24 protein-coding genes are annotated in these 24,850 nt (G+C 67.4%); 18 read left to right on the forward strand and 6 right to left on the reverse strand.

All coding sequences use genetic code 11. The features are described 5' to 3' along the window. Positions 1–188: 188 nt before the first annotated feature. On the forward strand, positions 189–671 hold the full coding sequence (locus ACQHI0_RS32720; protein WP_427905558.1) for a DUF4254 domain-containing protein: 483 nt from the start codon (positions 189–191) through the stop codon (positions 669–671). A gap of 61 nt (positions 672–732) precedes the next feature. On the opposite strand, the gene ACQHI0_RS32725 is transcribed toward ACQHI0_RS32720, so the two are convergent. Next, positions 733–4,200 (reverse strand): AAA family ATPase, encoded by a 3,468-nt coding sequence (locus ACQHI0_RS32725; protein ID WP_427905559.1) that lies wholly within the window; start codon positions 4,198–4,200, stop codon positions 733–735. 372 nt (positions 4,201–4,572) lie between these two features. On the opposite strand from ACQHI0_RS32725, the gene infA reads away from it, so the two are divergent. The 11 genes from infA to ACQHI0_RS32780 all read left to right on the forward strand — a co-directional run bounded on the left by infA (position 4,573) and on the right by ACQHI0_RS32780 (position 12,855). Further along, complete coding sequence (gene infA / locus ACQHI0_RS32730; protein WP_003418601.1) at positions 4,573–4,794, forward strand: translation initiation factor IF-1; 222 nt, start codon at positions 4,573–4,575, stop codon at positions 4,792–4,794. Between the two features lie 145 nt (positions 4,795–4,939). Then, complete coding sequence (rpmJ, locus tag ACQHI0_RS32735) at positions 4,940–5,053, forward strand: 50S ribosomal protein L36 (RefSeq protein WP_056818299.1); 114 nt, start codon at positions 4,940–4,942, stop codon at positions 5,051–5,053. A gap of 178 nt (positions 5,054–5,231) precedes the next feature. Beyond that, entirely contained in the window at positions 5,232–5,603 is a 372-nt protein-coding gene (gene rpsM / locus ACQHI0_RS32740; RefSeq protein WP_266296680.1) for a 30S ribosomal protein S13, read from the forward strand. Positions 5,604–5,612: 9 nt separating this feature from the next. Continuing rightward, positions 5,613–6,026: a 30S ribosomal protein S11 gene (rpsK, locus tag ACQHI0_RS32745; RefSeq protein WP_019045110.1), complete on the forward strand. Its 414-nt coding sequence runs from the start codon at positions 5,613–5,615 to the stop codon at positions 6,024–6,026. Between the two features lie 24 nt (positions 6,027–6,050). After that, positions 6,051–6,656 (forward strand): 30S ribosomal protein S4, encoded by a 606-nt coding sequence (gene rpsD, locus ACQHI0_RS32750; RefSeq protein ID WP_019045111.1) that lies wholly within the window; start codon positions 6,051–6,053, stop codon positions 6,654–6,656. A gap of 89 nt (positions 6,657–6,745) precedes the next feature. Next, complete coding sequence (locus ACQHI0_RS32755; RefSeq protein WP_056818293.1) at positions 6,746–7,804, forward strand: DNA-directed RNA polymerase subunit alpha; 1,059 nt, start codon at positions 6,746–6,748, stop codon at positions 7,802–7,804. 21 nt (positions 7,805–7,825) lie between these two features. Next, the gene (gene rplQ / locus ACQHI0_RS32760; protein ID WP_379326965.1) at positions 7,826–8,326 is read left to right on the forward strand and encodes a 50S ribosomal protein L17; all 501 of its coding nucleotides are present in this window, start codon (positions 7,826–7,828) and stop codon (positions 8,324–8,326) included. Positions 8,327–8,408: 82 nt separating this feature from the next. Then, positions 8,409–9,230, forward strand: a complete 822-nt coding sequence (truA, locus tag ACQHI0_RS32765; protein ID WP_427905560.1) for a tRNA pseudouridine(38-40) synthase TruA — start codon at positions 8,409–8,411, stop codon at positions 9,228–9,230. A gap of 284 nt (positions 9,231–9,514) precedes the next feature. Continuing rightward, a complete protein-coding gene (locus ACQHI0_RS32770; protein WP_427905561.1) occupies positions 9,515–10,525 on the forward strand; it encodes a helix-turn-helix domain-containing protein in 1,011 nt (336 codons plus the stop codon). A gap of 219 nt (positions 10,526–10,744) precedes the next feature. After that, positions 10,745–11,695, forward strand: a complete 951-nt coding sequence (locus tag ACQHI0_RS32775) for a helix-turn-helix domain-containing protein (protein ID WP_427905562.1) — start codon at positions 10,745–10,747, stop codon at positions 11,693–11,695. Positions 11,696–11,922: 227 nt separating this feature from the next. Then, the gene (locus tag ACQHI0_RS32780) at positions 11,923–12,855 is read left to right on the forward strand and encodes a nitrilase-related carbon-nitrogen hydrolase (RefSeq protein WP_427905563.1); all 933 of its coding nucleotides are present in this window, start codon (positions 11,923–11,925) and stop codon (positions 12,853–12,855) included. A 21-nt stretch (positions 12,856–12,876) separates the two neighbouring features. On the opposite strand, the gene ACQHI0_RS32785 is transcribed toward ACQHI0_RS32780, so the two are convergent. Then, positions 12,877–14,253 carry an ATP-binding protein gene (locus tag ACQHI0_RS32785; RefSeq protein WP_427905564.1) on the reverse strand — a complete coding sequence of 459 codons (1,377 nt, stop codon included), beginning with the start codon at positions 14,251–14,253 and terminating at the stop codon, positions 12,877–12,879. 248 nt (positions 14,254–14,501) lie between these two features. Between ACQHI0_RS32785 and ACQHI0_RS32790 the strand changes: the two genes are divergently transcribed. From ACQHI0_RS32790 to ACQHI0_RS32800, 3 genes are all read left to right on the forward strand, one after another. Then, positions 14,502–15,467: a helix-turn-helix domain-containing protein gene (locus ACQHI0_RS32790; protein ID WP_427905565.1), complete on the forward strand. Its 966-nt coding sequence runs from the start codon at positions 14,502–14,504 to the stop codon at positions 15,465–15,467. Between the two features lie 324 nt (positions 15,468–15,791). After that, positions 15,792–16,721 (forward strand): helix-turn-helix domain-containing protein, encoded by a 930-nt coding sequence (locus ACQHI0_RS32795; RefSeq protein ID WP_427905566.1) that lies wholly within the window; start codon positions 15,792–15,794, stop codon positions 16,719–16,721. Further along, the gene (locus ACQHI0_RS32800) at positions 16,718–17,737 is read left to right on the forward strand and encodes a helix-turn-helix domain-containing protein (RefSeq protein WP_427905567.1); all 1,020 of its coding nucleotides are present in this window, start codon (positions 16,718–16,720) and stop codon (positions 17,735–17,737) included. The genes ACQHI0_RS32795 and ACQHI0_RS32800 overlap by 4 nt, the downstream gene beginning before the upstream one ends. An 85-nt stretch (positions 17,738–17,822) precedes the next feature. Here the strand turns inward: ACQHI0_RS32800 and ACQHI0_RS32805 are convergent, their stop codons facing one another. Further along, a complete protein-coding gene (locus tag ACQHI0_RS32805; RefSeq protein ID WP_427905568.1) occupies positions 17,823–18,158 on the reverse strand; it encodes a metal-sensitive transcriptional regulator in 336 nt (111 codons plus the stop codon). A 134-nt stretch (positions 18,159–18,292) separates the two neighbouring features. Between ACQHI0_RS32805 and ACQHI0_RS32810 the strand changes: the two genes are divergently transcribed. Then, positions 18,293–19,138 carry an S-methyl-5'-thioadenosine phosphorylase gene (locus ACQHI0_RS32810; RefSeq protein WP_427905569.1) on the forward strand — a complete coding sequence of 282 codons (846 nt, stop codon included), beginning with the start codon at positions 18,293–18,295 and terminating at the stop codon, positions 19,136–19,138. Here the strand turns inward: ACQHI0_RS32810 and ACQHI0_RS32815 are convergent, their stop codons facing one another. Then, the gene (locus ACQHI0_RS32815) at positions 19,139–20,119 is read right to left on the reverse strand and encodes a GAF domain-containing protein (protein WP_427905570.1); all 981 of its coding nucleotides are present in this window, start codon (positions 20,117–20,119) and stop codon (positions 19,139–19,141) included. A gap of 100 nt (positions 20,120–20,219) precedes the next feature. On the opposite strand from ACQHI0_RS32815, the gene ACQHI0_RS32820 reads away from it, so the two are divergent. Beyond that, positions 20,220–20,780 carry an NADPH-dependent FMN reductase gene (locus tag ACQHI0_RS32820; RefSeq protein WP_427905571.1) on the forward strand — a complete coding sequence of 187 codons (561 nt, stop codon included), beginning with the start codon at positions 20,220–20,222 and terminating at the stop codon, positions 20,778–20,780. A 39-nt stretch (positions 20,781–20,819) separates the two neighbouring features. Here ACQHI0_RS32820 and eccE read toward each other — a convergent pair whose 3' ends face one another. Beyond that, positions 20,820–22,463, reverse strand: coding sequence for a type VII secretion protein EccE (gene eccE / locus ACQHI0_RS32825; RefSeq protein ID WP_427905572.1), 1,644 nt, complete (start codon positions 22,461–22,463; stop codon positions 20,820–20,822). 113 nt (positions 22,464–22,576) lie between these two features. Here eccE and eccB point away from each other — a divergent pair, with 113 nt between their 5' ends. Further along, entirely contained in the window at positions 22,577–24,055 is a 1,479-nt protein-coding gene (gene eccB / locus ACQHI0_RS32830) for a type VII secretion protein EccB (RefSeq protein ID WP_427905573.1), read from the forward strand. Here eccB and ACQHI0_RS32835 read toward each other — a convergent pair. Beyond that, a complete protein-coding gene (locus tag ACQHI0_RS32835; protein WP_427905574.1) occupies positions 24,052–24,819 on the reverse strand; it encodes a potassium channel family protein in 768 nt (255 codons plus the stop codon). The two genes, eccB and ACQHI0_RS32835, sit on opposite strands and share 4 nt — an antisense overlap. Between the last annotated feature and the right edge of the window lie 31 nt (positions 24,820–24,850).

The raw sequence follows: 24,850 nt of genomic DNA on the forward strand, positions 1-24,850 counted from the left end.
GCTCCTCGGTAGGTCGTGCAGGTAACGAAGTGTACTCGTATCGGTTACCTACGGCCGAGTAATGCTTGACAGAGAGCTTGCGAGGTTTATTGTAATGAACGTCCTGATCCGGTGCTCTGCGGCGATGACGGCGAGGCAACGTGGCTGGTTCGGAAAGTTCAACAGTTGTCATGGCTTTCCCTGACACAGTGCGAAGTGTCGATACCGCCGGGCCTCCGGCCGCTACCGGTCTGTTACCCCTTTCCGATCTTCTCGTCCGCGCGTGTCGCGGGCATCGGGTGGTCGGTGGACCGCTGCTGTGGTTCGCCCGCGATCTGGCGGTGCTGCACGAGAAACGCATTGTCGGGCGCGGCGGACGGGTCGATACCGACCCGGAGGTGTTGCGCGAAATCGACTGTCGCCGTAGCGAGCTCGTACTGGCGATCGACGACTGGGTGCTGCGCGGAATACCGCAGCACCGGCTCGGCGCGACGCTGCACACCGAGACCGTCGGCTCGGTCATCGACCGCATGGCCGAGGCTTCCGTGCGGGCGCACCACGCGCTGATGACGATGGCCGCCCATGACGAGATGCTGCACTGCGCGTGGCACCACCTGGCCGAACTGGCCGATGCCTACGACGATCTGGTGCGGGACGTGCTGGCCGGGCGCAGGCGGTTGCCGGAGTGGTGACCCAGCGCTGAGCGCACCACGCCCGCGGTGTTCGTCGCGGGCGTGGTGTTCTTCGCGCGGGTCAGCCGAGACGGTGGTGCTGTACGCCGAACTCGTCGGCCACCGTGGCGGCCAGTTCGACATAGGCGCGCTTGGTGCTCTTGTGCAGGCGGTGCAGGTCGATTTCGGCGCCCTCGGAGAGGTGTTCGTCGAACGGGATGATGTGGACGGCGCGGCAGCGCGAGAGGAAGTACTCGCGCAGCTGCTGGATGCCGACGTTCGGTGAGCCCTCGCGGGGAAGGTTGATGACGACCACCGCGTTGCGGACCAGGTGGTCGTGGCCGTGTAGCGACAACCAGTCCAGGGTCGCGGCGGCGCTGCGGGCGCCGTCGATGGCGGCCGAGGAGATCAGCACCAGCGAGTGCGCGAGGTCGAGGACCCCACTCATCGCCGAGTGCATCAGGCCGGTGCCGCAGTCGGTGAGGATGATGTTGTAGAAGCGCTGCAGGATGCGGGCAACGGCCCGGTATTCCTCGTCGTTGAACGCTTCCGACGCGGCCGGGTCACGTTCGCTGGCAAGGACTTCCAGTCGGCTCGAGCCCTGGGAGGTATGCCTGCGGACATCGGAGTAGCGCTGGATCGACGGATCGAGCAGCAGATCACGCACTGTTGAACGGGTCTGGATGGCTACTCGCTGCGACAGGGTGCCGAAGTCGGGGTTGGCGTCGACGGCGATCACCCGGTCGCCGCGGATCGAGGCGAAGATCGATCCGATCCCGGTGGTGGTGGTCGTCTTGCCGACGCCGCCCTTCAGCGAGAGGACCGCGATGCGATAGTCGCCACGCACGGGTTGGCGGATGCGGGCCACGAGCTCCTGCAGGCGCAACTCCTCGGCGGACATGCCGGGATTGATCGCGCCACCGGACGCATGGTGCACGGCCTTGCGCCAACCGCTGCCCGGCGCCTTCTTGGCGCGCTTGACCGGAACGTTGTCGAGCGAGGGCTGGTAGCCCTGTGGCTGTGCGCCCCAACCCGGTTGGCCGTGTGGCTGTTGCTGGCCCTGCTGGTAGTTGCCCGGCTGCTGATACTGCTGCGGGGCGGCGTTGGGTTGCTGGTACTGCTGCGGGGCGGCAGCGGGTTGCTGGTATTGCTGTGCGGGCGTGCCGTCGGGCTGGTACTGCGGCGCAGGGGTGCCATCGGGCAGGTATTGCTGGGCGGGTCCGCTGGGCGGCTGATACTGCTGCGCGGGCGTGCCGTCCGCCTGGTACTGCGGCGCGGGCATGCCGTCGGGCCGGTACTGCTGGCCGGGACTGTTGGGTTGGTACTGCGGCGCGGGGGTGTCGTCGGGCAGGTATTGCTGGGCGGGCCCGTGGGGCTGCTGCTGCGCAGGCGCCCTGTCGGGCTGGTACGGCTGCGACGGGCCGTTCGGCAGGAACTGTTGTTGCGCACCCTGATTCGGCTGTTGGTACTGGGGACTCGGGGTGCCGTCAGGCTGATACTGCGGTGCCGGTGAGCCGTCGGGGTGCTGTGTGGGAGCGGCATCGGGCCGTTGCTGTGCGGCACCGTCGGGTCGCACGGCGACCCCATCTGGCCCGTAGGTGGGCAGGCCGTCGGGCTGTTGATGCTGCGCCGGGGTGCCGTCGGGACGCGGATACGGCGAGACGGCATCGGCCGCCTGCACGAATTCGCCCGAGCGATAACCGGTTTGCACAGCGCGCGCCTGCTCCGCCGCGTTCGAGCCATGGCTCGCCTGACCGTGCTCCTCGCTCGCTGCCCGGTTCGGCAGCCGTGGGTCATCGGACCGGAACACCTCGGTCCGCCCGTCCGGCGCATGCGTCGGCGCGACCGGCGTGGGATCGCCGGGAACCGGGTTGTATTGCGTCGCAGGATAAGTCGACGGCGGCGCGGTCTCGCCCGACGCATACGGCGATCGCTGGTCCGCGGACTGCTGCGGAGCGACGGATTCGCCGGAGCTGTAGGGAGACCCATGCGACGCGGATGCGCCGGTGGCGTGCGGGGACCCGCTGTCGGTGGACGTGTCGGGAGTCGCGGAGTCCGACAGTGGCGACTGCGATTCAGCTGTGACAGCTGGCGCCGGCGTCGAATGCGACTCGGGGGCGACAGCAGGTGTCGGCGAGGGAGTGCCGTCGGCGAACGGGTCCCAGGGTGCCTGTGGTTCGGCGGTGGGCGCGGGGGTTTCGGTGGCGGGCGGCGTGGGCGCGGGGGCGTCCTCGTCGGGCATCGACCAACCGCTGACCGCATGACGCGCGCCGGTCGCCGGCGAATCCGTGGCCGCGCCGGTTGTCGCCGAGGCTGATTCGGGAGCGCCGGTTGCCGGCGCGGCTTGCGACTCGATCGCCGCGGACTGCTCGACCTCGTCGGACGGGGCAGATCGCGATCCTGAGCCGGTGGACTGCGCCATCTCACGACGCGTGGAAGCGGACTGTCCGGTCTCATCGAGAGCGGGCGCTGACGATGTGCCGGTCGCGGATCGCGTGTGCTCGTCGCGAGGCGACGCCGAGTCGGCGGGTTGCTCGACTTCGCGCCGAGGGGCGACCGGCTGCGGCGGGACAGTCAGCCGGGGCGGGGCCTCGGTCGGCCGGGCGGGTGGGTCCGGCAAGGGAGGGGGCGGGGGCAGGTCGGGGCGCTGCTGGGACGGGCCGAGGGGGGTGAAGCCGTTCGACGGTGGGGCCGGGGTGCGCGTCGGGAGCGAGCCCGCGCCCTGATCCGGCGACTCGACGGGCGGCGCGGGCAATGCGGGCCCCGCATGGGCGGCCGGTCCGGCCTGCCTGGGTGACGTGCCGGTCGGCGCGGCCGATTCGGCACTGCTACGTCCGCCGGTGGACAGCGGCCCGTTCGCGGGAGTCGAGCCGGTAGACGTCGGCGCATGATCGGCCGGGGGTTGACCGGTAGGCCAAGGCGCCGGGCTCGTCGGCGACGACTGGCCGGTGTTCCACGGCGACGCGTCGGTCGCCGCGGGACCTGTGGTCGCAGCCGGTCCCTGGGCGTTCTGCCACGGTCCCGAGTCGGGCGGTGACTGCACAGGCGGCGGCGCGAGCGGGTTCGGTGCCGCTTGCCAGCCGGGCCTCGGCTGCTCCGGCACCTGCTGGTGCGGCGTCCCATCGCGGCCGGTTCGCTGATGCGGGGGCTGCTCGTGCGTCGGCTGCGGGTGGTCGCGGCCGGGCTGTTGCTCGTACGTGGGCTGCTGACGTGGCTGTTCTTCGCGGTGGGGTTGCTGGTGAGAGGGGCCGGGGATCTGCGGGTTCGCGGGCGGCTGGGTGGACCAGCCGGACTGGTGGGTCGGCTCGGCCGGACGTGCGGACTGCGCGGCGGTCTCTTCCTCGGACTCGCGCTCCCTGCGGCGACGCCTGCCCTTCTCCTTGCGCGGCGCGTCGTCACCACGGCCCATGAACCGGCGGCGTTTGGGTGCCTCGTCGATCTCGTCGTCCTGGGGCAGGTTCTCGACCGGAGCCTCGTAACCGACCTGCGTGACGTCGCTCTCCGACAGCCACGGCGGCAACATGGGGAGGCTGTCGTTGTTGCGGCTCACCGGCACGCCTCGCTCACCAGGGTCCCCCGATCTGATCGACCCACTTCTCCGACGCCGTGGAGTTTACGCGACAACCCCGACACCGTGGTGGGCGCCTCATCTCTAGGGCCACTCCCCGAGGCGACCTCGGATCGCCCACCGTCAACCGCTGGAACTCTGGAAAACAAGCCAGCCGGATAGCCCGGCGTGAGACCCGATCGGGGTGTACCGTGCGGGGCCACTTTTGCCTCAGACCGCCCGGCCCGGTAAGCTTGAGCGGCGGTGCACCTATGCGCCGACTGTTCGCATGCATGCTGGCCGTCGTCAGCCGTCGCGAGTGAGCAGCACGAGTAATCAAAACTCAGGTTGAGCGTAACCGGGATCGCGGAGGATATGGCGAAGAAAGACGGGGCCATCGAGGTCGAGGGTCGAGTTGTCGAGCCGCTGCCCAATGCGATGTTCCGGATCGAGCTCGAGAACGGTCACAAGGTTCTCGCGCACATCAGCGGAAAGATGCGGCAGCACTACATTCGTATCCTTCCGGAAGACCGCGTGGTCGTCGAGCTGTCGCCGTACGACCTCTCTCGCGGCCGGATTGTCTACCGCTACAAGTGATGCCTGACGGCGTCGCGAGCCACACCGGCGCGCGGCGTCGGACAGTGTCCCGGCAACGGGACACACCCCAGACTTCCCCAGTCCTCTGGCTGGGGAAAAACTGTGTTCACACCACCTGTGTGGACCAATACAAGATTGGACTGACGTGAAGGTTAATCCGAGCGTCAAGAAGATCTGCGAGAAGTGCAAGGTGATCCGCCGTCATGGTCGGGTCATGGTGATCTGCGACAACCTGCGCCACAAGCAGCGTCAGGGCTGAGTCTCCCCTCACCACCGGGCACCGATCGTCTGATCGGACTGACCGAAAGAAGAACTCCCAGTTCCAGCGCGTACGCACGTGTGCGCGCCATCCACCGGCACGGAGGCCGGTGCCCCCATTTTGTACACGGGGGGACGGACGGGGAGCAGACCTCCGCAACCATTAAGGAACCTGCCACATGGCACGTCTGATGGGCGTTGATCTCCCGCGCGAAAAGCGCATGGAGATCGCGCTGACCTACATCTTCGGAATCGGGCGCACCCGCGCCACCCAGATCCTGGCCGAGACGGGCGTCAGCCCCGACCTGCGCTCCAAGGATCTGACCGACGACGACCTCGCGAAGCTTCGTGAGTTCATCGAGGCCACGGACTACAAGGTCGAAGGTGACCTGCGCCGCGAGGTGCAGGCCGATATTCGTCGCAAGATCGAGATCGGCTGCTACCAGGGCATCCGCCACCGTCGTGGCCTGCCCGTGCGTGGTCAGCGCACCAAGACCAACGCGCGTACGCGTAAGGGTCCGAAGAAGACCGTCGCCGGCAAGAAGAAGTAGGGATAGCGTATGCCTCCGAAGAGCCGGGCCGCTGGCCCGAAGAAGACTCAGAAGTCGCGTCGCCGGGATAAGAAGAACATCCCGCACGGCCACGCGCACATCAAGAGCACGTTCAACAACACCATCGTCTCGATCACCGACCCCGAGGGCAATGTCATCTCGTGGGCGTCGTCGGGCCACGTCGGTTTCAAGGGTTCGCGTAAGAGCACCCCGTTCGCCGCGCAGCTCGCTGCCGAGAACGCTGCCCGCAAGGCGCAGGAGAACGGCGTCAAGAAGGTCGACGTGTTCGTGAAGGGCCCGGGTTCGGGCCGCGAGACCGCGATCCGTTCGCTGCAGGCCGCAGGCCTGGAGGTCGGCTCGATCTCCGATGTCACTCCTCAGCCGCACAACGGCTGCCGTCCGCCCAAGCGGCGTCGCGTCTAACAGCGGGAAAGGAAAAAGCTTAAAATGGCACGTTATACAGGCCCCATCACCCGCAAGTCGCGCCGTCTGCGCGTCGACCTCGTCGGAGGCGACCAGGCGTTCGAGCGTCGTCCTTACCCGCCCGGCCAGCACGGCCGCGCGCGGATCAAGGAATCCGAGTACCTCATGCAGCTGCAGGAGAAGCAGAAGGCTCGCTTCTCGTACGGCGTCATGGAGAAGCAGTTCCGTCGTTACTACGAAGAGGCCAACCGCCTCAAGGGTAAGACCGGCGACAACCTGCTCCGTCTGCTCGAGTCGCGTCTGGACAACGTCGTGTACCGCGCCGGTCTGGCCCGTACCCGTCGTCAGGCCCGTCAGCTGGTCAGCCACGGTCACTTCGTCGTCAACGGTGTCAAGGTGAACGTCCCCAGCTACCAGGTCTCCCAGTACGACATCATCGATGTCAAGGAGAAGTCGCTCCCGACGCTGCCGTTCCAGGTGGCTCGCGAGACCGTCGGTGACCGTCCGGTTCCCGGTTGGCTGCAGGTCGTCCCCGGCCGCCTGCGCATCCTGGTGCACCAGCTGCCCGAGCGCGCGCAGATCGATGTGCCGCTGCAGGAACAGCTCATCGTCGAATACTACTCGAAGTAAGCGCTTTTGGTGGGGGTCGCTACGCGGCGGCCCCCGCAATCACTGATCAGGCATCAAATAGTGGATGCCCAGACAGGAAGTAGATCCTCATGCTGATTTCCCAGCGTCCGACACTGACCGAAGAGGTTGTGGCGGAGAACCGCTCGAAGTTCACCATCGAACCCCTCGAGCCGGGCTTCGGTTACACCCTCGGCAACTCGCTGCGTCGTACCCTGCTGTCCTCCATCCCGGGGGCCGCGGTCACGAGCATCCGCATCGACGGCGTCCTGCACGAGTTCACCACCGTCCCCGGCGTGAAGGAAGATGTCACCGACATCATCCTGAACCTCAAGGGCCTGGTCGTGTCCTCCGAAGAGGACGAGCCGGTCACCATGTACGTGCGTAAGCAGGGCCCGGGCACCGTCACCGCCGGTGACATCGTCCCGCCCGCCGGCGTCATCGTGCACAACCCGGACATGCACATCGCCACCCTGAACGACAAGGGCAAGCTCGAGATCGAGCTCGTCGTCGAGCGGGGCCGCGGTTACGTGCCCGCCGTGCAGAACAAGGCGACCGGCGCGGAAATCGGCCGGATCCCCGTGGATTCGATCTACTCCCCGGTGCTCAAGGTGACCTACAAGGTCGAGGCCACCCGTGTCGAGCAGCGCACCGACTTCGACCGTCTCATCCTCGACGTGGAGACCAAGAACTCCATCACGGCCCGGGACGCGCTGGCTTCGGCCGGTAAGACCCTGGTCGAGCTCTTCGGCCTGGCCCGTGAGCTCAACGTCGAAGCCGAGGGCATCGAGATCGGCCCCAGCCCGGCCGAGGCAGATCACATCGCCTCGTTCGGTCTGCCGATCGAGGACCTGGACCTCACCGTCCGGTCCTACAACTGCCTCAAGCGCGAGGGTGTGCACACGGTGGGCGAGCTCGTCGCCCGTACCGAGTCGGACCTGCTCGACATCCGCAACTTCGGCCAGAAGTCCATCGACGAGGTGAAGGTCAAGCTGCACACGCTCGGCCTCTCGCTCAAGGACAGCCCGGCGTCGTTCGACCCGTCCTCCGTGGTGGGTTACGACGCGAGCACCGGAACGTGGAGCGACAGCGGCACGTTCAGTGATACCGACGGCGGCGAGCAGGACTACGCCGAAACCGAACAGCTTTAATACGCCCAGGAGAAACCCACAATGCCCAAGCCCAAGAAGGGTCGCCGGTTCGGCGGCTCGGCGTCGCACCAGAAGGCGATCTTCGCCAACCTGGCCACGGCGCTTTTCGAGCACGGTCGGATCACGACCACCGAGGCCAAGGCCAAGGCGGTGCGTCCCTACGCCGAGAAGATCATCACCAAGGCGAAGGCCGGCAGCCTTGCCGACCGTCGTGAGGTCATGAAGGACATCCGCAACAAGGACGTCGTGCACGTCCTGTTCGCCGACATCGGCCCCTCGTTCGAGGGTCGCGAGGGTGGCTACACGCGTATCACCAAGGCGCTGCCGCGCAAGGGTGACAACGCGCCGATGGCCATCATCGAGCTCGTCCGCGAGAAGACCGTGACCAACGAGGCCGATCGGGCCCGTCGTGTCGCCGCTTCGCAGAAGACCGAAGAGGCTCCGGCCGCTGAGGTCGTCGAGGAGACCGTGGCGGACGCCCCGGCCGCCGACGAGGCCACCGAGGACAAGAAGGACGCCTGATTCTCAGGAGTTCTGCCGAGCCCGTCACCCTTCGTGGGTGACGGGCTCGGTTCTTTTCTGTGCGCGACTTCAGGAGGATGACATGACGCGGGTGCGGCTCGGGATCAGTTATGACGGCACCGATTTCACCGGCTGGGCACGTCAGCCGGGGTTGCGCACGGTGCAGGGCGTGCTAGAGGAGTCGCTGTCGAAGGTGTTGCGTGAACCGCTGCAGCTGACGGTCGCCGGGCGTACCGACGCGGGTGTGCACGCCGAGGGGCAGGTCGCGCACTTCGACACGGAGTCGGAATTCGACGCCGACAAGCTGATGTACCGCATGGCGAAGTTCCTGCCCAAGGACGTGCGGATCACCGAAATCCGCACCGCCCCTCCCGAATTCGACGCCCGCTTCTCCGCGATGCGCCGTCACTATGTCTACCGGCTCACCACCGCCCCCTACGGCGCCCAGCCGTTGCAGGCGCGCGGCGTGGTGCCGTGCAAGCCGGGCGTAGACCTCGAGGCCATGCGCGCAGCGTCCCGAAACCTGTTGGGCCTGCACAACTTCGCCGCTTTCTGCCGCCGCCGCGAGGGCGCCACCACCATTCGCGAACTCCAGCGCTTCGACTGGGAACGCGAGGGCGACCTGCTCACCGCCTATGTCAGCGCCGACGCCTTCTGCTGGTCGATGGTCCGCAGCCTCGTCGGCGCCGTCCTCGCGGTGGGCGAAGGCCGCCGCACCCCCGACTGGACCACCACCCTGCTCACCGAAACCGAACGATCCAGCTCGGTCACCGTCGCTCCTGCCCACGGCTTGAGCCTCATCGCCGTCGACTATCCGGCCGACGCCGACCTCGCCGCCCGCAATGCCCAAACCCGGGAATCCAGAACTGTGCCGGTGCCCGAAGGTGGTTGCTGCGGCGATTGATGGCCGTTGATCCGTTCGACGAATTTCTGTGACACCTGATCTGTGGAGTGACGATTCGATATTGATTCGAGACTCTCCCTGCCGGCAGCGCATGCGGAGCGGGTTTCGTCCCGGCTACCGGGATGCGGGGGTGACATTCATGTTATCGAGGTGGTAACCGCGCGATGTTAGATTTCTCCGACGATGGATACCATCTCATTCGGCGAGTGGGAAGTGGTCATGGAATGACGCCAGGCGAATTCCGGGCGAGCCAGCGCCCTGTCGCGTTGGAATAGCGACATCGAATGGTGACGTCGTCGTTCGACGGGTTTCCCGAGATCTGCTCGACCGCGCAGGTCGCGGTGCCGGACGCGTTCGGGCATTGGGAACAGCTGGTCACCAATGCGATCACCGAGGTGTCGATTGCGCCCACCGTGCCACGGGCGTTCGAGGGGCGGATCAGATCGGCCGACTTCGGTGATATCTCCGTGGGCACGGTGGTCGCCGAGGGTCACGAATTGCGCCGGACGCGCAGGCATATCGCCAGGGCTGACGACGTCCACGTCATCGGCAGTGTTGTGCTCGCGGGGCACGCGCAGGTCGAGCACGCGGGTAACCGTGTCGAGCTGTCGCCGGGCGCGATGATCTTCTACGACACCGCGCAGCCGATTCGGTGGCGCTCGGAGGGTCTGATCGAGGATCTGACGATCCGGGTGCCCCGACAGCAGGTCGTCGATTACCTGGGTATTCGGGCCGACGCGCTGCCTGCCGGGATGGTGATCGGGGAAGGTGGCGTCGGGCTCATGCTGGCCAGATTCTTCCGGCAGGTCGCACAACTGCACAGCACCGATCCGGTGTCGGCGGCAGTGCTCGCGGGCAGCGGCATCGACCTGCTCGGCGCGGCGGCCACCATCGCGTCGGGCGGGCGACCTGGCAGGGCGCAGATCGCGGCGGTGAACGGGCAGCAGGTGCTGGACTATCTGCGCGCCAACTACACCGACCCCGGGCTGACGATCGAGCGGATCGCGGACGCCTGCCGGGTGTCGCGGCGCACGCTCTATCGGGTGGTCGCGGAGTTCGAGGGCGGGCTCGGGACTGTACTGCGCGAAATGCGGTTGGAGCGGGCGCGGGTGCTACTCGCGGCGGGCGACTACCGCTCGGTCGCGACGGTCGCGACCGCGTCGGGATTCGGCTCCGAGCGACAGTTCTATCGCGCGTTCCAGGCGGCGACGGGCATGACACCGGGTGAATACCGGGTGATAGCTCGTTCGGGCGCCCACAGCGGAGCTCGAACTCCGTCAAGCCGGGTTGAGTGATGCGCCTCACACGGAGGTTTCATTTTGAAAGACCCGGGTTGGATAACCGCTGGAATCGTCAGTGCTAGTGGCATTTCCGATGTCGACAAACCATCCCATCCGGAAACAGTCGATGGAAATTGGACGGTTGATCTGGCAGGCTCGGCCTAGGGCGAGCCCGACGATTGTGCGACGCCAACTGTTTGCTGTTCGACTCGGATAGGAAGCGAGGTAGTTGGCGTGGAGATCAGCCAGACCCGTGCCGGGGCGCGCGAATCGTTCGCCGAGTGGGAGTCGCTGCTGTCGGAGAGTTATGTCCCGCTGATGGCGGATCCGCGCGGCGACGGCGCCTTCCATGGCCGGATCGAGCGCACCAGCCAGCCCGGCTTCGACCTGTCGACGGTCAGTGCGAGCGGCCAGCGCATCCGCCGAACCCCCCGTGGAATCGCGAAGACCGACGGCGAATACCTTTTGGTCTCCATCCTGACCGAAGGCTCCGGACGGCTGCACCAAGACGATCGCGTCGCGTCGCTGCGCCCCGGTGACATGGTCTTCTACGACACCTCGCGCCCGTATCAGTGGGATCTCGACGGTCCCTGGGCGCAGGTCGTCGTGCAGACGCCGCTCGAGGTCCTGCGCCAGCAGCTCGGCCCGGGTGATTCCGCGTTGCCGACCGCGATGACGGTCCCCGCCGACAGCGCGGGCGGGGTGGTCGCGGGCTACTTTCGCGATCTGGCCCGCATTCAGCAGAGCGCTCCTGGTCACGCCACCGTGCTGGCCGACAACGGTGTCAAACTGCTTGCCTCGGCGGTCCGGCTGGCCTCGGGGGAAATCCCTTCGGGTCAGCCCGCGCAGGCGCTGTCACGCGAGCAGGTACTCGCCTTCATGCGAACCCGGTGCGCCGACCCGAGCCTGACGATCGACGACATCGCGCGTGCCTGTCTGGTGTCGCGCCGCACGCTGTACCGGCTGTTCGGTGACGTGGAGGACGGGCTCAGTGCCGTGCTGCGGCGCATGCGGGTGGAATGCGCGCGTTCGCTGCTCGCCCGTGACCCCGGCCGGGCGACGGCGACCGTCGCGCTCGCGTCCGGGTTCGCGTCCGAACGCCATTTCTTCCGCGCCTTCCGGTTGGAGACGGGTATGACCCCCGGTGAATTCCGCATGGTCGCGGCGGGTGCGCCGGCTATGTGATACCGCGGCTATCTGATATCGCCATTCTTCGTACATCTGTTCGTCCTTGAAGAATGGTCGGCGCTCAGGCAAACTCTTAGCAAGGCTCACTGCGTGGCGGAATCGACCCTAATCTGTGGATTGGCACAGACGGTCAGTCGGCTGGCACAGGATGACAGTTTGTGTGGCGCCATTCTGCGAGAGAGTGAATTGAACACTCTTCACTGGTTGAGCGACAAGGGGGCACGATGAGTCGGGTACGCGTGGCAGCGGTGCAAGCCGAGCCGAAATGGTTGAATTTGTCTGCGGGAGTCGAACAGACAATCGAATACATCGAAGCGGCCGAACACGGGGGCGCGCAACTGATTGCCTTTCCGGAGACCTTCCTGCCCGGATTTCCCTGGTGGATGTGGCTCAACTCCGTCGACTGGGGCGAAGAATTCCTCGCCCGCTACCTCGCCAACTCGCTCACCGCCGAAGGACCGGAGCTGCGGGCGATCGCCTATGCCGCCCGCCGCAAGGGGATTCATGTCTCGGTCGGATTCGCCGAGCGGGCCGGGCGTGAGGTGTTCATGTCGCAGGCGCTGATCGGCGCCGACGGCACGATCAGCGTCGTCCGCAAGGCCGAACCGACCGGGCTGGAGCGGACCGTGTTCAGCACCTCCGACGGCGGCTTGCTGATCCGTGACACCGCGCTCGGCCGCGTCGGTGTCCTCGGTGGCGCCGACCATCTCCGCGCCGACTTGCGGGTGCGCATGCACGAGCAATACGAGCAGATCCACATCGCGGCGTGGCCCGGCTTCACCGTGTACTACGGCGAGGGCAAGGAGCGCGGCCAGGAAATCGACACCGCCGCCGCCGTGCGCTACGCCATGGACGGCAAGACCTACGTCATCGCCCCCGTCGCCGTGGTGCCGGTGGCCGGTTGGGAGGTGGTCGACGCGCGGATGCCCGATCGGCGTCTGCTGCGCGGTGGCGGAGGCGTCTCGCGGATCTTCGGACCCGGCGGGTTGGAGCTCGCCACTCCGCTGGCCGAAGGCCAGCAGGGTCTGATCTTCGCCGACCTCGACATCCGACGGTCGTTACATCGCGTGCCCGGCGACCGCGCAACGTCGCGAGTCTCCAGTGGTCGAGTCGCTCGACGTGAGCCGGGGCGTGTGGTGATCAGCGAATCGGCCTGATCGTCGCGACGGTGAGGTCCGCTATCTCAGCGGCACCGAGACGTCGGCGCCCGCTTCGCGGGTGAGCCGCGCGTTCACCTTGGCCAGCGCGGGCGTGGGGACGAAACCGCCCGCGAACAGTGCCTCGCCCTGCCGGAACCAGGGTGCCTGGGCCAACAGTCCGCTCGGGGCGTAGCCGAAGTAGGTGCCGAGTTCGGTGAGGTCGGTCGGTGAGGTCATTTTCATGAGGGCGAGGTTGTCGCACTGGGAGATGATGCCCGGGTGCACCTTCGACGGGCGCTGGGTCGAAAGCAGTAGCCAGAGACCGAATTTGCGGCCCTCGGCGGCGATCTGGATCAACCGTTCACGCACCGCCACGGCCACCGGCGATTCCAGCCGGGGCGAGGCGAGGTTGTGGGCCTCGTCGATCACCAGCAGGACCGGGCGTCGTTCTTCGCGTCTGGCCCACAGGTCGTCGAGCAACGACAGTGCGACCACGAGTTGCTGTGCGGGCGTGGAGAATCCGCCGAGGTCGAGGACGGTCACGTCGGGGCGCTCGGCGACGATCTCGGTGACCGCCCGATCAGTGCCCGCCCACACCTCCCAGTCGAGCAATCCCAGGTTCTCCACGCGCATCGCGAGGCGGCGGCGAGCCGGGGTGTCGACGGCGCGCAAGTTGGCCAGAACATCGTGGAGCTCGCCGGTCATCGCCGATGACAGATGGATCAGTTCGTTGAACTCCTCCCGGTCGACCACCGGATCCAGCTGCAACACCGCGGCTTTCGACTTCAGCGGCATGTCGATGAACTTCGCCCGCAGCCGAGCAGGTGGTTCGGCCTTCGGTCGCAGCACGCGGATATCGCGCTCGCGCAAGGCCGCCGCGGTCGGGCCGGTGGCGCCGGGCACCACCTCGCCGATGCGGACGAAGTCGGAATTCGGGTCGAGGATGACGATCGGGAGCGCGGTATGCGCGATCAGCTGCTCGAGGACGACGCCGAGGGCGTAGGTCTTGCCCGAACCGCTCTGTCCGCACCAGAACGTGTGCCGGTTGAAGCGGGTCGGGAGCAGTCGAGCGGGCCCACCGGGTGCCGACAGGCTCTCGCCGACCTCGAGCTCGGCGCCGGTGCTGAGGTGCAGGGCGGCGACGTTGGCGCGATCGGCCGGACTCACCTCCCCGCCGTCGAAGGCGTGACTGGCCCTGACATCGATCCCGTCGTCGCTGAGTTCGCCGATCAGTCTGCCGCGCAACCCCACCGGCATCGTCGCCGTGCGCTCTTCGACCAGCGCGAGCTGCCTGCGCCCGTCGCAACTGACCACGATCAGTGATCCGGCGGGAAACGGACTGGCCGCGGCGTTGTCGACGACGAACGAGCGGCCGTCCTCGGAGCGCGCGGACAGGACGGCGGAATCGGCAGACATGGGCGTGTCCTCTCGGTGAGGCATCGACGAGCATCCTGCTGGCAACTACCAGTAGAACACGGACTGTTCCCTGTTCGACGGAGGTGCCCGAGGTGATCGGTGCGAATCCCGACTTGCCGAAAGCGGCTTGCGCAGGAGTATTTTCGCTGGTGGGGGCATCGCGTCCGCCTTGAGTGGGCGTGGCGCCGCGGCTATTGTTGGTCGATGCCATAGAGGCAGATATGTCTGAGTTCGGAGGTCGGCAGCCCATGGCGAACGAACCGACGACGCTCGAGTTCGCGGCGGCGTCGCCACGGAGCGTGGAGTTCGAGCAGTGGGAAGCGTTGATGACGCGGACCTATTTCCCGCTCGCGCTCGACCCGACCTTGGACGCACCCACGTTCGGCCGGGTGACCAGCAGCGCGCTGCCCGGCGCGGCCGACTTCACGCTGTCCACGCTCGCGGGTGGGAATCAGGAGTTTCGGCGTACCAAGACGCATGTGGCCTGCGCGGCCGAGGAATACCTGCTGGTGAGCATTCAGGTCTCCGGGCAGGCGCGGCTCACCCAAGGCGGCCGATCGGTCCTGCTCAGGCCCGGCCAGATGACGTTTCTCGACACCTCGCTGCCCTCGCTCTGGAACGACAGCATGTCCTACGAGCAGGTGCTCGTGCGCGTGCCGACGCGGCTGCTGCGCCTGCAGCCGGGGCTCGCCGACCTGCGTATCCCGACCGCCACCGCGATCGAGCCGGAGAGCCCGGCGGGCGTGGTAGCCACCTACTTCCGTGAACTCGCGCGGGTCCGTGCGCAATCGCCCGCGCAGGCCGACATCCTCGCCACCAGTGCGCTCGACCTGCTCGGTTCGGCGGTACTGCTCGCGGCGGGCAGCCGACCGAGTGAGACTCCCGCCGACTCGCTCAGCCGCGAACACGTCCTGGTCTACCTCCGGAAACGGTGCACCGACCCGGATTTGACACTCGACGAGGTCGCGGCCGCCTGTCATATCTCGCGGCGCACCCTGTTCCGCCTCTTCGACGGGACGGGCGACAGCCTCGGCGCCACCCTGCGCAGATTACGGGTGATGCACGCGCAAAAACTGTTGACCTGCAATAGAAGCCATCCACCTGCGGCGGTGGCATTCGGCTCCGGGTTCGCGTCCGTCCGCCATTTCTACCGCGTATTCCACCAGGAGACCGGGATGACTCCCGGCGAATATCGCGAATCCTATCTCGGATGATCAGCCTGGCACCGGTTGTCAGCGGCCTGGCACGGTAGGTCTACCGAGCGTGATGCTCTTTGCCCCACACTGATTTTCGGACAACAGCCGGCCAGCTGGGCCCGGACCGGCGCGTGGACCTGTGGCGGGAGCAGGCCCACGTCGCCGCGCTCTCCGGATTCACGGTGTATCACGAGGTCGTCGACGAGGCGGCCGATCCGTGGACCGTGCGGCCAGGATTACCTGCGGGCAGGTCAGCGCGCGTATCAAATGCTGCGCTGCGAGTTTTTGATACGCATTCTCTCGTGGGAGAATTGTCGCCATGACGCGCCGATGCGTGATTGCGTGAATCAGCTACGTGCCCATTCATTCGACGAATGGGAAGCGGTGATGTCGAACGCCTATGTCCCGGTGGCGATCGAGCCATTGCCCGAGTCGTCCGCTGAATTCACCGGCATGATCACCCATTCCACCATCGACGACATCGAATTCACACTGCTGCGCTCGACCGGTCAGCGCGTGATCCGCACCGAACGATTGATCTCCCGATCAAGTACCGAGGTGCTCTATGTCGGGATCTGTACCGAGGGCAGCGGGCGGATACAGCAGGACGGGCGGCTGGCCGAGCTGGAACGTCCCGGTGAAATGGTGTTCGTCGACAGCAGGCGGCCGAACTGGTGGGAGTCCGACGGCGACCACGAGCAACTCATCGTCCAGGTCCCCGTCGCCGCACTCGAACGCGGCGGCTGGACGCAACCGACCACCCCCGCGGCGCTCACCGTCACCCCGGATTCGGCCGGGGGCCTCGTCGCGGAATACCTGCGTGACGTGGCGAGGGCACAGGAGACCGACCCGGCGGCAGCGGCTCGCCTCGGCGCGCACGTGCTCCCGCTGCTCACCTCGGCGTTGACGATGACCGCGGGTGAGCTGCCGAACCCGGAGAGCGGGAAGGCGCTCGCCAGGCTGCAGGCGCTGACTGTCATGCGCCGTCGTTGCCACGACCCGGACGTCACCGTCGACGACATCGCCGCCGAATGCCTGCTCTCGCGCAGCGCGCTGTACCGGCTGTTCGACCGCGGTCCCGGGGTGCTCGCCCGCCTGTGGACGATGCGGGTGGAACGGGCGAAGACACTGCTCGGCGCCGATCTGACGCGTGCGCTGTCCGCGGTCGCCGCGGCTTCGGGATTTCGCACCGAACGCCAGTTCTATCGAGTGTTCCGGGACGTCACCGGGACCACTCCGGCGCAGTGGCGTGACAGCCACCGGCCCGGGTGAGCACCCCACGATCGGGTGCGAGCCCGACCCTGCATGTCGCGACCGATACGGCGGATTCGGCTGATCACCGAGTCGAGTACTGGGAATCGGTGATGAGCGAGACCTACATTCCGCTCGCGGTGTCGCCGCACGTCGTCGAAGGATTCGCCGGACGGATCGCGGCGACCGAATTCGACGAGCTGCTGGTCACTTCGGTGCAGGCGGGCGCGCAAACCGTGCGCCGCACGCAGCGACTGGTCGAAGCGGCGGGGGAGCGCTACATCCTGGCGAGCATGTTCCTGAGCGGTCGTGGGGTGATGCACCAGGACGGCAGGCAGGCGCACGTCTCGGCGGGTGACATGGTGTTCTACGAGAGCGGCCGACCCTATCGCTGGGAAATCGACGAACCGTTCGACAAGGTGGTCGTGCAGGTGCCGGTCCCGGTGCTCGTCGACGTGGCCGGTCGGCCGCTGCGGGCGGTTCCGTCGGCGATCACGATCGCGCGCGGCCATCCCGCCTCGGCGGTCGGCACGTTCTTTCGTGGCATCGCGCGCCTACAGGGCACCGATCCGGAACGAGCCGCGGCGATGGCGGCCGGTCACGGCATCGACCTGCTGGCCTCGGCACTGCAGATGGCCGCGGGGGAGTTGCCGGACAACGGGCAGGTCAGCGCGGTATCCCGGGCTGGTGTGCTCGCGTTCATGCGGCAACGGTGTGCGGACGCCGACCTCACCGTCGACACGGTGGCCGCGCACTTCGCGATCTCGCGCCGCACCCTCTACCGGCTCTTCGACGGCGAACAGGCGCCCGTTCCGGCACTGCTCGCCATGCGCGTCGAGCGCGCGTGCGAGGTGCTGCGTTCGCATCCCGGCCTATCGATGAGTAAAGTCGCGGCAGCCGCTGGTTTTATCAGCGAACGAAATCTGTTTCGCGCTTTCCATTCCGAGATGCGAATGACTCCCGGTGAATATCGTGAGCGCGCGCACAGTTCGTCGACGGTTGCTGGAATGCTCGGTCTGCCGGTTGGCAGCGCATGACAGTTCCCCTGTGAATTCTTCACGCATAGTGAAATGAACGCACCGCAGCGTCCCGACAGCAGGGGCGCCCGCGTGAACGGTTCCGTCAGGACCTGACCAACCGCGCGATCGCGTCGGTTGCCTCTTTGATCTTGGCTTCGGCCTCGGGCCCTCCGGCCACCGCGGCATCGACGACACAGTGCGAGATGTGGTCCTCGAGCAGGCCCATCGCGACGGCCTGCAGCGCCTTGGTCATGGCCGATACCTGGGTGAGGATATCGATGCAGTACTTTTCCTCTTCGACCATCCGCTGGAGCCCGCGCGACTGGCCCTCGATGCGGCGCAGTCGCTTGAGGTAGTCGTCCTTGGCGGTGATGTAGCCGTGGCCTGCGTGGCCCGCGTGCTCGTCGCCGGTCGCGGTGTCGGGGGTGGGTGTGTTCACCGTAGGTCTCCTCGCCTGCCTGGTAGCTCGCCTGGCGAACTAATACCCCCCTAGGGTACAGTTTCGCGATCGAATTGTCAGATGACAGGTCCCCGGTGCTGCGCGTGGCAAGCTCGGGCGGAAGAATCGGCGCCATGAGTTCGCTTCCCCGGCCCGCACTCGCCGTCATCGGCGGCAGCGGTTTCTATGACTTCTTCGACCACGACGCGGTGCACGTCGAGGTCGACACACCGTATGGCGCGCCGAGTGCGCCGGTCGCGATCGGCGAGGTCGAAGGCCGCGCTGTCGCCTTTCTGCCCCGGCACGGCAAGCAGCACGAGTTCGCGCCGCACACGCTGCCCTACCAGGCGAACATGTGGGCGCTGCGTTCGCTCGGGGTGCGCCGGGTGTTCGCGCCGTGCGCGGTCGGTAGCTTGCGCGCGGACTGGGGTCCGGGGACTGTCGCGGTGCCGGATCAGCTCGTCGACCGGACGTCGGGTCGCCCGCAGACCTACTTCGACGGCGGTGGCGTCCACGTCTCCTTCGCCGATCCCTATTGCGACGAGCTGCGGGCCGCCGCGGTGCGAGCGGCGGGCACCGGAGCCCCGCCGTCGGACACGGCGAAGTCCGCCGGTGACCTACGGGTCGTGGATTCCGGCACGATGGTCGTCGTGCAGGGCCCGCGTTTCTCCACCCGCGCCGAGAGCCGCTGGTTCGCCGGGCAGGGCTGGGACCTGGTCAACATGACCGGACACCCCGAAGCTGTCCTCGCCCGCGAACTCGAAATGTGCTACGCGGCAGTCGCGCTCGTCACCGACCTGGACGCCGGTCTCGAAGAGGGCGACGGTGTGCACGCGGTCGACGTGTTCGCCGAGTTCAAGAAGAACCTCGGCCCGTTCAAGGAGCTCATGCGGCGCGCGGTGACCGCGGTCGACGGCACCGGCACCTGTGAGCGCTGCCGCGTGCACGCCGGGGTATCGCTGCCCTTCGAGCTGCCCTGATCACCCCGGCGGCGCGGTGACCTGCAACTGAGCGAGCATGAAGGCAGGCGCCGCGCCGCCGCCGGGCAGTGGTGACACCTCGACGTCGACGGTGAGCCAGCCACCGTCGACCGCGGCCAGCCGCAGTCCGCTCAGCCCGGCACGCGCCGCACCGGCCAGCACTTCGGCGCGCAGCGCGACGATCCTGGGACGGTCGTCGGGATGCGGGACGGTCCGCTCATCGATCCCGCGCCACCGCAGCCCCGGCACCGGCTCGGTGACCCACCGCACCGCGCGCACCTGCGCGGTGTCGAGGATGACCAGATACAGGCCGGGCTGGGATTCGCGCAGCAATTCGAGCGTCGTGGCCTCGAACGACTTGTGTTGCGGGGCGATGCTGTCGGTGACGTCGACCGCGACCCCACGCCACCCGAATCGCTGCCCGTCGTCGCCGTTGCGCGCGGCCACCAGCAGTGAACGTGGGCCGATCGCCGAATGCACGGTGGCCACTCCCGACCAGCGACTGTGTGGCTCCGAACGGACCAGCTCGGCAACGAATTCCAGCGCTCGGTCGAAGCGCTCGACGCGCTGGAACGATTCGGCACCGCGGTATTCGGCTGGTACCGAACCGAAGTGGGGGCCGAGCCCGGCTGGCCGGGTGCGCACGATGCGGCGGTGCGCGTCTACCTGGAACGGCGCGACGCTCAGTTCCTCCTCCGGGACCTCCGGCCCGACCCACACCTTCACCGCATGCGTCGGCGCATCCGGCCACACCACCGGCACAGCCCGGAAACGGTGCTCCGACCACGGGTTTCGCGACTTCGGCAATACCTCCTCCACCGGCGCGCCCGTCTCGTGCGCGGCCGCGATCAACGGCTGCAGCCGGGCCGGAATCGCCCGCTGATACGACGCCCACTCACGCGGCGTAGTACCCGAGGTCAGCATCGACCAGGTCGGTGGCGCCCCCAGCGTTTCCACCAGTTGCCAACGTCCGATGAGCACGTGCGACCCCCTTCGCCCCATGAACAATGCACCGACCATCGTGCCTGATCCGACGAGCGGGGCAGACCAGGGGGCGCTGTGGTGTCGATAAGCTCGCGCCATGAATGCACCGCTGCGGTTGGAGATCATCGTCGCCAGCACCCGCCCCGAGCGATTCGCGCCCGTGGTGGCGCGTTGGCTGGTCACCGCGCTGAGCGAGCGGCCGGAATTCGAGGTGGGCGTGCTCGATCTGCGTGATCTGGCGCTGCCCGTCGACCTCACCGAAACCCCGGAGGTCGAGGCGTTCCGGGCCCGGTTGGGCGCGGCGGACGCGTTCGTCGCCGTCACTTCCGAGTACAACCACGGCTACCCGGCCTCGCTGAAAACCGCGCTCGACAGTGCCAAGCACGAATGGCGGGCCAAGCCGATCGGATTCGTGTCCTATGGCGGGCTGTCCGGCGGGCTGCGCGCGGTCGAACAGTTGCGTCAGGTGGTCGCGGAACTGCACATGGTGTCGGTGCGCGAATCGGTGAGCTTCGCCCAGGCCAAACGCCGCTTCGACAAGACCGGCATGACCAGCGACGACGCCGCGATCGACGCCTGCGATCGTATGCTCAACCAATTGTCCTGGTGGGGAACAACTTTGCGCGCAGCCCGCACTGTCGAGCCCTATCCGGGCTGAGCTCTGCCGTCCCCGGGGTGCCCGGGTGACAACTGGCGATCAGGCCGAGGCCATGGCGCGCTGCCCGCGCGGCTGACCGATGTAGGTCGACTCGCGGGGGATCGACACCAGCGTGAGGTTCACCCTGGTCGTTCCCGTGCGCAGCACGACGCGGTTGCCGATCGCGCCCGGCTGGAAGATCTCCAGGTCGGGGCGAGAAGCGGGCCAGCCGTTCGGATCACCGGTGAGGTAGATCGTGGTGACACCGGCGTGCGGGGCGGGCGCGAGCACGCCGTCGACCACCGTCGCGGTGAAACCCGCGTCGGACTGGTGTGTTTCGACCGCGATGGTCAGCCGCTCCGGATTGCCGACGGTGGTCACCAGCTGCTCCCAGGCCTGCGCCCGATCGGTGCGCACCAGCACCCGCTCGCCGACAGCCAGCGCGCGGAACACCAACTGCTGGGCCAGATACAGCTCACCGGCCACGTACACGGTGGAGATACCGGCGCCGACGATCCTGGTGGCGACACCGTTGCCCTCGTCGTCGGAGCCGAGCAGCTGCCCGCAACCCGACGACGGAAGGTGCAGCGCGCCGATGACGTCGATCGGGTACTCGATGGTCGGGATGGTGTCGTCGACACCGGGCACCGCGATCGGCAGGTGCGCCAGCAGAGCGTCGCGATGCCGACCGCTCATCGACACCATGCCCTTGGACTTGGTCTTCTCCGGCAGCTCACGCGCGGTCAATCGCCATGCGGCACCGACACTCACGGATTCGGCATCGCTACCGGGACGCAGCCGCACGGCCACCGTGGTGCCCCGCGACGGCGCGACCCACAGCTGTGCGAGCAGATCCGAACCCAGCTGCTTGGGATCCACCGCACTGCCGATGTTCACCGCGTTGCCGATCTCGGCGTACTTCCACCGCTGACTCAGCGTGCGCGGATCCAGACCCGCGGTGATCTGCTGCACGGCCTTGCGGATCTCCGGCGCGGTGAGGATGCGCGCGTTGCAATCGGCGTCTTCGAGCGTGCGCATGATCCGCTGGGTGGCGATGGTGACCGAGCGGGAAGCGCCGTCGGTGCCGCCACCGCGACGAGCCGTGGCGTCCGGGCAGGCCACCGCGTCGAAGCTGATCGCGAGCCAGACCGTGCGGTGCGCGGTGGCGGGCAGCGGGCCGAGCAGCGATTCGTAGATGGCGCCCGCCGGCGTGCCGGACCGGCTGCGGTGGCCGTGGCTGATGATGTCGATCCCGCTGAGCAGGATGTCGTGCTGGTTGAGGCAGGCCGCCAGCTCTGGCAGCGGCAGCAGGTGCGAGGCGTGCACGGCCGTGCGGGCGATGCGGGTGAGCCCACCACGCGGCGGCAGCACCTCGACCACGGTGACCACGCGACTGCCGTCCCAGTACAGGCCGAGCGAACGGCCGTCGGTGTCACGGAAGTCGACGGTGTCGCCGAGGGTGTAGTCGCGCTTGCCGGAATACCGGCGAATCGTGGCGATCCAATCGAGGATCGGGCGCTTGCCGAACGGGATCAGCGGCACCAGTGCCACCACGATCGCGATGCCGAGCGACGGCAGCGGATCCAGCCCGGCGATCAGCGCGCCAACCCCCACGATCAGGCCGAGGACCTGCGCAGTGAGTAGGTGCGGCAACGTGATCCGGCCGAACAGCGGGCGCGGTCCCGCGCCGGTGAACTCAGCCATTCGTTCCTCCCCCAGGTACCCGATTGTCGATCGGCCGATGGCCGAATGCGAACAACTGCTGCCGGGAACTGTACTGTGTTGCCCGGACGAGAGCACTGTTCGGGGGAGGAACCATGCCTTCAAAACCCACAACGCGCTGGCAGGTCAGCGGATACCGCTTCCTGGTGCGGCGAATGGAGCACGCCCTGGTGCGCCGGGATGTGCGGATGCTGCACGACCCGATGCGCGCGCAGACCCGTGCCTACGTGGTCGGACTTGTACTCGGCCTGGTGGTCCTGGCCGGTTGCGGCATCCTCGCGCTGCTGCGTCCGCAGGACAAGATCGGCGACAGCAAGATCCTGATCGCCAAGGAATCCGGCGGCGTCTACGTGGTCGTCGAGAACGTCGTGCACCCCGCGCTGAACCTGGCCTCGGCCCGGTTGGCGGCCGGTGAGGCGTCCAAGGCGGCGATCGTCAAGGAATCCGAACTGGGCAAGAAGCCGCGTGGTCAGCTGATCGGCATTCCGGGCGCACCGTCGTCGATCCTGTACGACAAGGGCGGCAAGGGCCGGACGTGGACGGTGTGCGATCAGCTCAAGTCCGACGGCAGCGCCGACCTGACCACATCGGTACTGGCCGGTGACCCGAGTCTGGGCGCCAAGGCGTCGAAGGTCGAAGACGGCAAGGCCATGCTCGTGAAGGGCAAGGACGCGACCTATCTGGTCTACGACGGCAAGCGTGCTCGCGTGAAGATGGAAGATCCGGCCGTCACCCATGCGCTCGGCATCACCGGCCTGACCCCGCGCACGATCAGCGAGGGACTGCTCAACGCGATCCCCGAAGTGCTGCCGGTGATCACGCCGGTCATCGACAATCCCGGTGGCACACCGGCCTACAACGTGAGCGGTCACAAGATCGGTGACGTGGTCCAGGTCTTCAACGAGTCGAACCAGAACTACGTGGTGCTCCAGGACGGTCTGCAGGCGATCACGGCGATGACCGCCCAGATCATCCGCAACTTCTATCCGACGGTCATGAGCGGCACCACGATCCAGTCCACCGACCGGACTTACGCACCCCAGGTGCAGACGCTGAAGGTCCAGGACTACCCGCGTGACCGGCCGACGCTGATCACCGCCAAGGACCAGCCCGTCAGCTGCATGTCGTGGAAGCCGATCGCAGGCGCCACCGACAACGCCGACGCCACCGCGCGCGCCGAACTGACCTTGCTCACCGGCATCGACGTGCCGATCCCGGACAAGGCCAAGATGGTCGATCTCGCCCAGGCCGACGGCGCGGGTCCCAACGCCGACACGGTGTTCATCCCGCCTGCCTCGGGCGCCTACGTGCAGTCCACCGGCATCGAACCGAACAGCCGCCGCAAGGACAGCCTGTTCTACATCGCCGATACCGGCGTCCGCTACGGCATCAAGAACGCCGATGCGGTCAAGGCACTCGGCCTGGAGGAAGTCACCGCCGAACCGGCGCCGTGGCCGATCGTCGGACTGCTCGCGGGTGGGCCGACGATGGGCAGGGAAGAGGCGATGGTGGCGCACGATGGCGTCTCGCCGGATCCGTCGCCCGCCAAAAAGCCTGTCGCCGCGGTGAATTAGTCGGGCGGGGTCGCCGGCTTCGCGGAATCGGCGCGGAGTTCGGCGACCTCGGTCCGCAGGGCTTTGACCTCGTCGACCAGTTCGCGGAGCGTGCTCTCCGCGCGGTCGGCGGCGTCGTCGACGGTCTTGAGTTGTTCGACGACCCAGCTGGTCATGGTGCCGATGGCGAACGAGATCAGGCCGATGCCCAAGGTCATCAGGATCAGGGAGACGAACCGACCCTCGGTGGTCACCGGGTAGACATCGCCGAAGCCGACGGTGGTTACGGTGACCGCCGACCACCACAGCGCGTCGCCGAAGGACTCGATCTTGCTGTCGGGTGCGCCGTATTCGGCGTCGAAGAAGGCCAGGCTCGTCAGCAGCAGAATGAGTACGGAACTGGTGCCGACGAAGGTCACCAGGCGGGTGCGTGGGTGCGTCGCGCGGTTGAGAGCGTCGAGCAGCAGTAGCGAGGCTCGAAGCAGGCGCAGCGGGCGAAACGGCGGCACGAGGACGACCAGCAGATCGAGCGGGTGCTTGCGGAGGAATCGCGACCTGTCGCTCGACAACCGCAACCTGACCATGAAATCGACCGCGAACACCGCCCAGATCGCGATATCCGCCCACAGCAGACTGGCATCGAGCCGCGGTGACGCGTCGGTGTCGAGCACCCGCCACGCGTACATGACGACGAACATCACCGCGAGCACGATCAACGGCAGATTGGTCGCGCGTTCCCACCGTTGCCTGCGGGTGGGTGGACGTTCGATCGTTGACGTGTTCATGCGGCTACCTGGGTCGACGGGCGCTGGCCCG

The sequence above is a fragment of the Nocardia sp. FBN12 genome (assembly GCF_050320175.1).
In the GTDB taxonomy this organism is placed as follows: Bacteria; Actinomycetota; Actinomycetes; order Mycobacteriales; family Mycobacteriaceae; genus Nocardia.

Excerpts from the sequence above, each read along its gene's own strand:
- truA (WP_427905560.1), top strand. The coding sequence starts at position 8,409 with ATGACGCGGGTGCGGCTCGGGATCAGTTATGACGGCACCGATTTCACC.
- ACQHI0_RS32835 (WP_427905574.1), bottom strand. The coding sequence starts at position 24,819 with ATGAACACGTCAACGATCGAACGTCCACCCACCCGCAGGCAACGGTGG.
- ACQHI0_RS32780 (WP_427905563.1), top strand. The coding sequence starts at position 11,923 with ATGAGTCGGGTACGCGTGGCAGCGGTGCAAGCCGAGCCGAAATGGTTG.
- ACQHI0_RS32755 (WP_056818293.1), top strand. The coding sequence starts at position 6,746 with ATGCTGATTTCCCAGCGTCCGACACTGACCGAAGAGGTTGTGGCGGAG.
- ACQHI0_RS32810 (WP_427905569.1), top strand. The coding sequence starts at position 18,293 with ATGAGTTCGCTTCCCCGGCCCGCACTCGCCGTCATCGGCGGCAGCGGT.
- rpsK (WP_019045110.1), top strand. The coding sequence starts at position 5,613 with ATGCCTCCGAAGAGCCGGGCCGCTGGCCCGAAGAAGACTCAGAAGTCG.
- rplQ (WP_379326965.1), top strand. The coding sequence starts at position 7,826 with ATGCCCAAGCCCAAGAAGGGTCGCCGGTTCGGCGGCTCGGCGTCGCAC.
- eccE (WP_427905572.1), bottom strand. The coding sequence starts at position 22,463 with ATGGCTGAGTTCACCGGCGCGGGACCGCGCCCGCTGTTCGGCCGGATC.
- eccB (WP_427905573.1), top strand. The coding sequence starts at position 22,577 with ATGCCTTCAAAACCCACAACGCGCTGGCAGGTCAGCGGATACCGCTTC.
- rpsM (WP_266296680.1), top strand. The coding sequence starts at position 5,232 with ATGGCACGTCTGATGGGCGTTGATCTCCCGCGCGAAAAGCGCATGGAG.
- ACQHI0_RS32790 (WP_427905565.1), top strand. The coding sequence starts at position 14,502 with ATGGCGAACGAACCGACGACGCTCGAGTTCGCGGCGGCGTCGCCACGG.
- ACQHI0_RS32820 (WP_427905571.1), top strand. The coding sequence starts at position 20,220 with ATGAATGCACCGCTGCGGTTGGAGATCATCGTCGCCAGCACCCGCCCC.
- rpsD (WP_019045111.1), top strand. The coding sequence starts at position 6,051 with ATGGCACGTTATACAGGCCCCATCACCCGCAAGTCGCGCCGTCTGCGC.
- ACQHI0_RS32785 (WP_427905564.1), bottom strand. The coding sequence starts at position 14,253 with ATGTCTGCCGATTCCGCCGTCCTGTCCGCGCGCTCCGAGGACGGCCGC.
- ACQHI0_RS32770 (WP_427905561.1), top strand. The coding sequence starts at position 9,515 with ATGGTGACGTCGTCGTTCGACGGGTTTCCCGAGATCTGCTCGACCGCG.
- infA (WP_003418601.1), top strand. The coding sequence starts at position 4,573 with ATGGCGAAGAAAGACGGGGCCATCGAGGTCGAGGGTCGAGTTGTCGAG.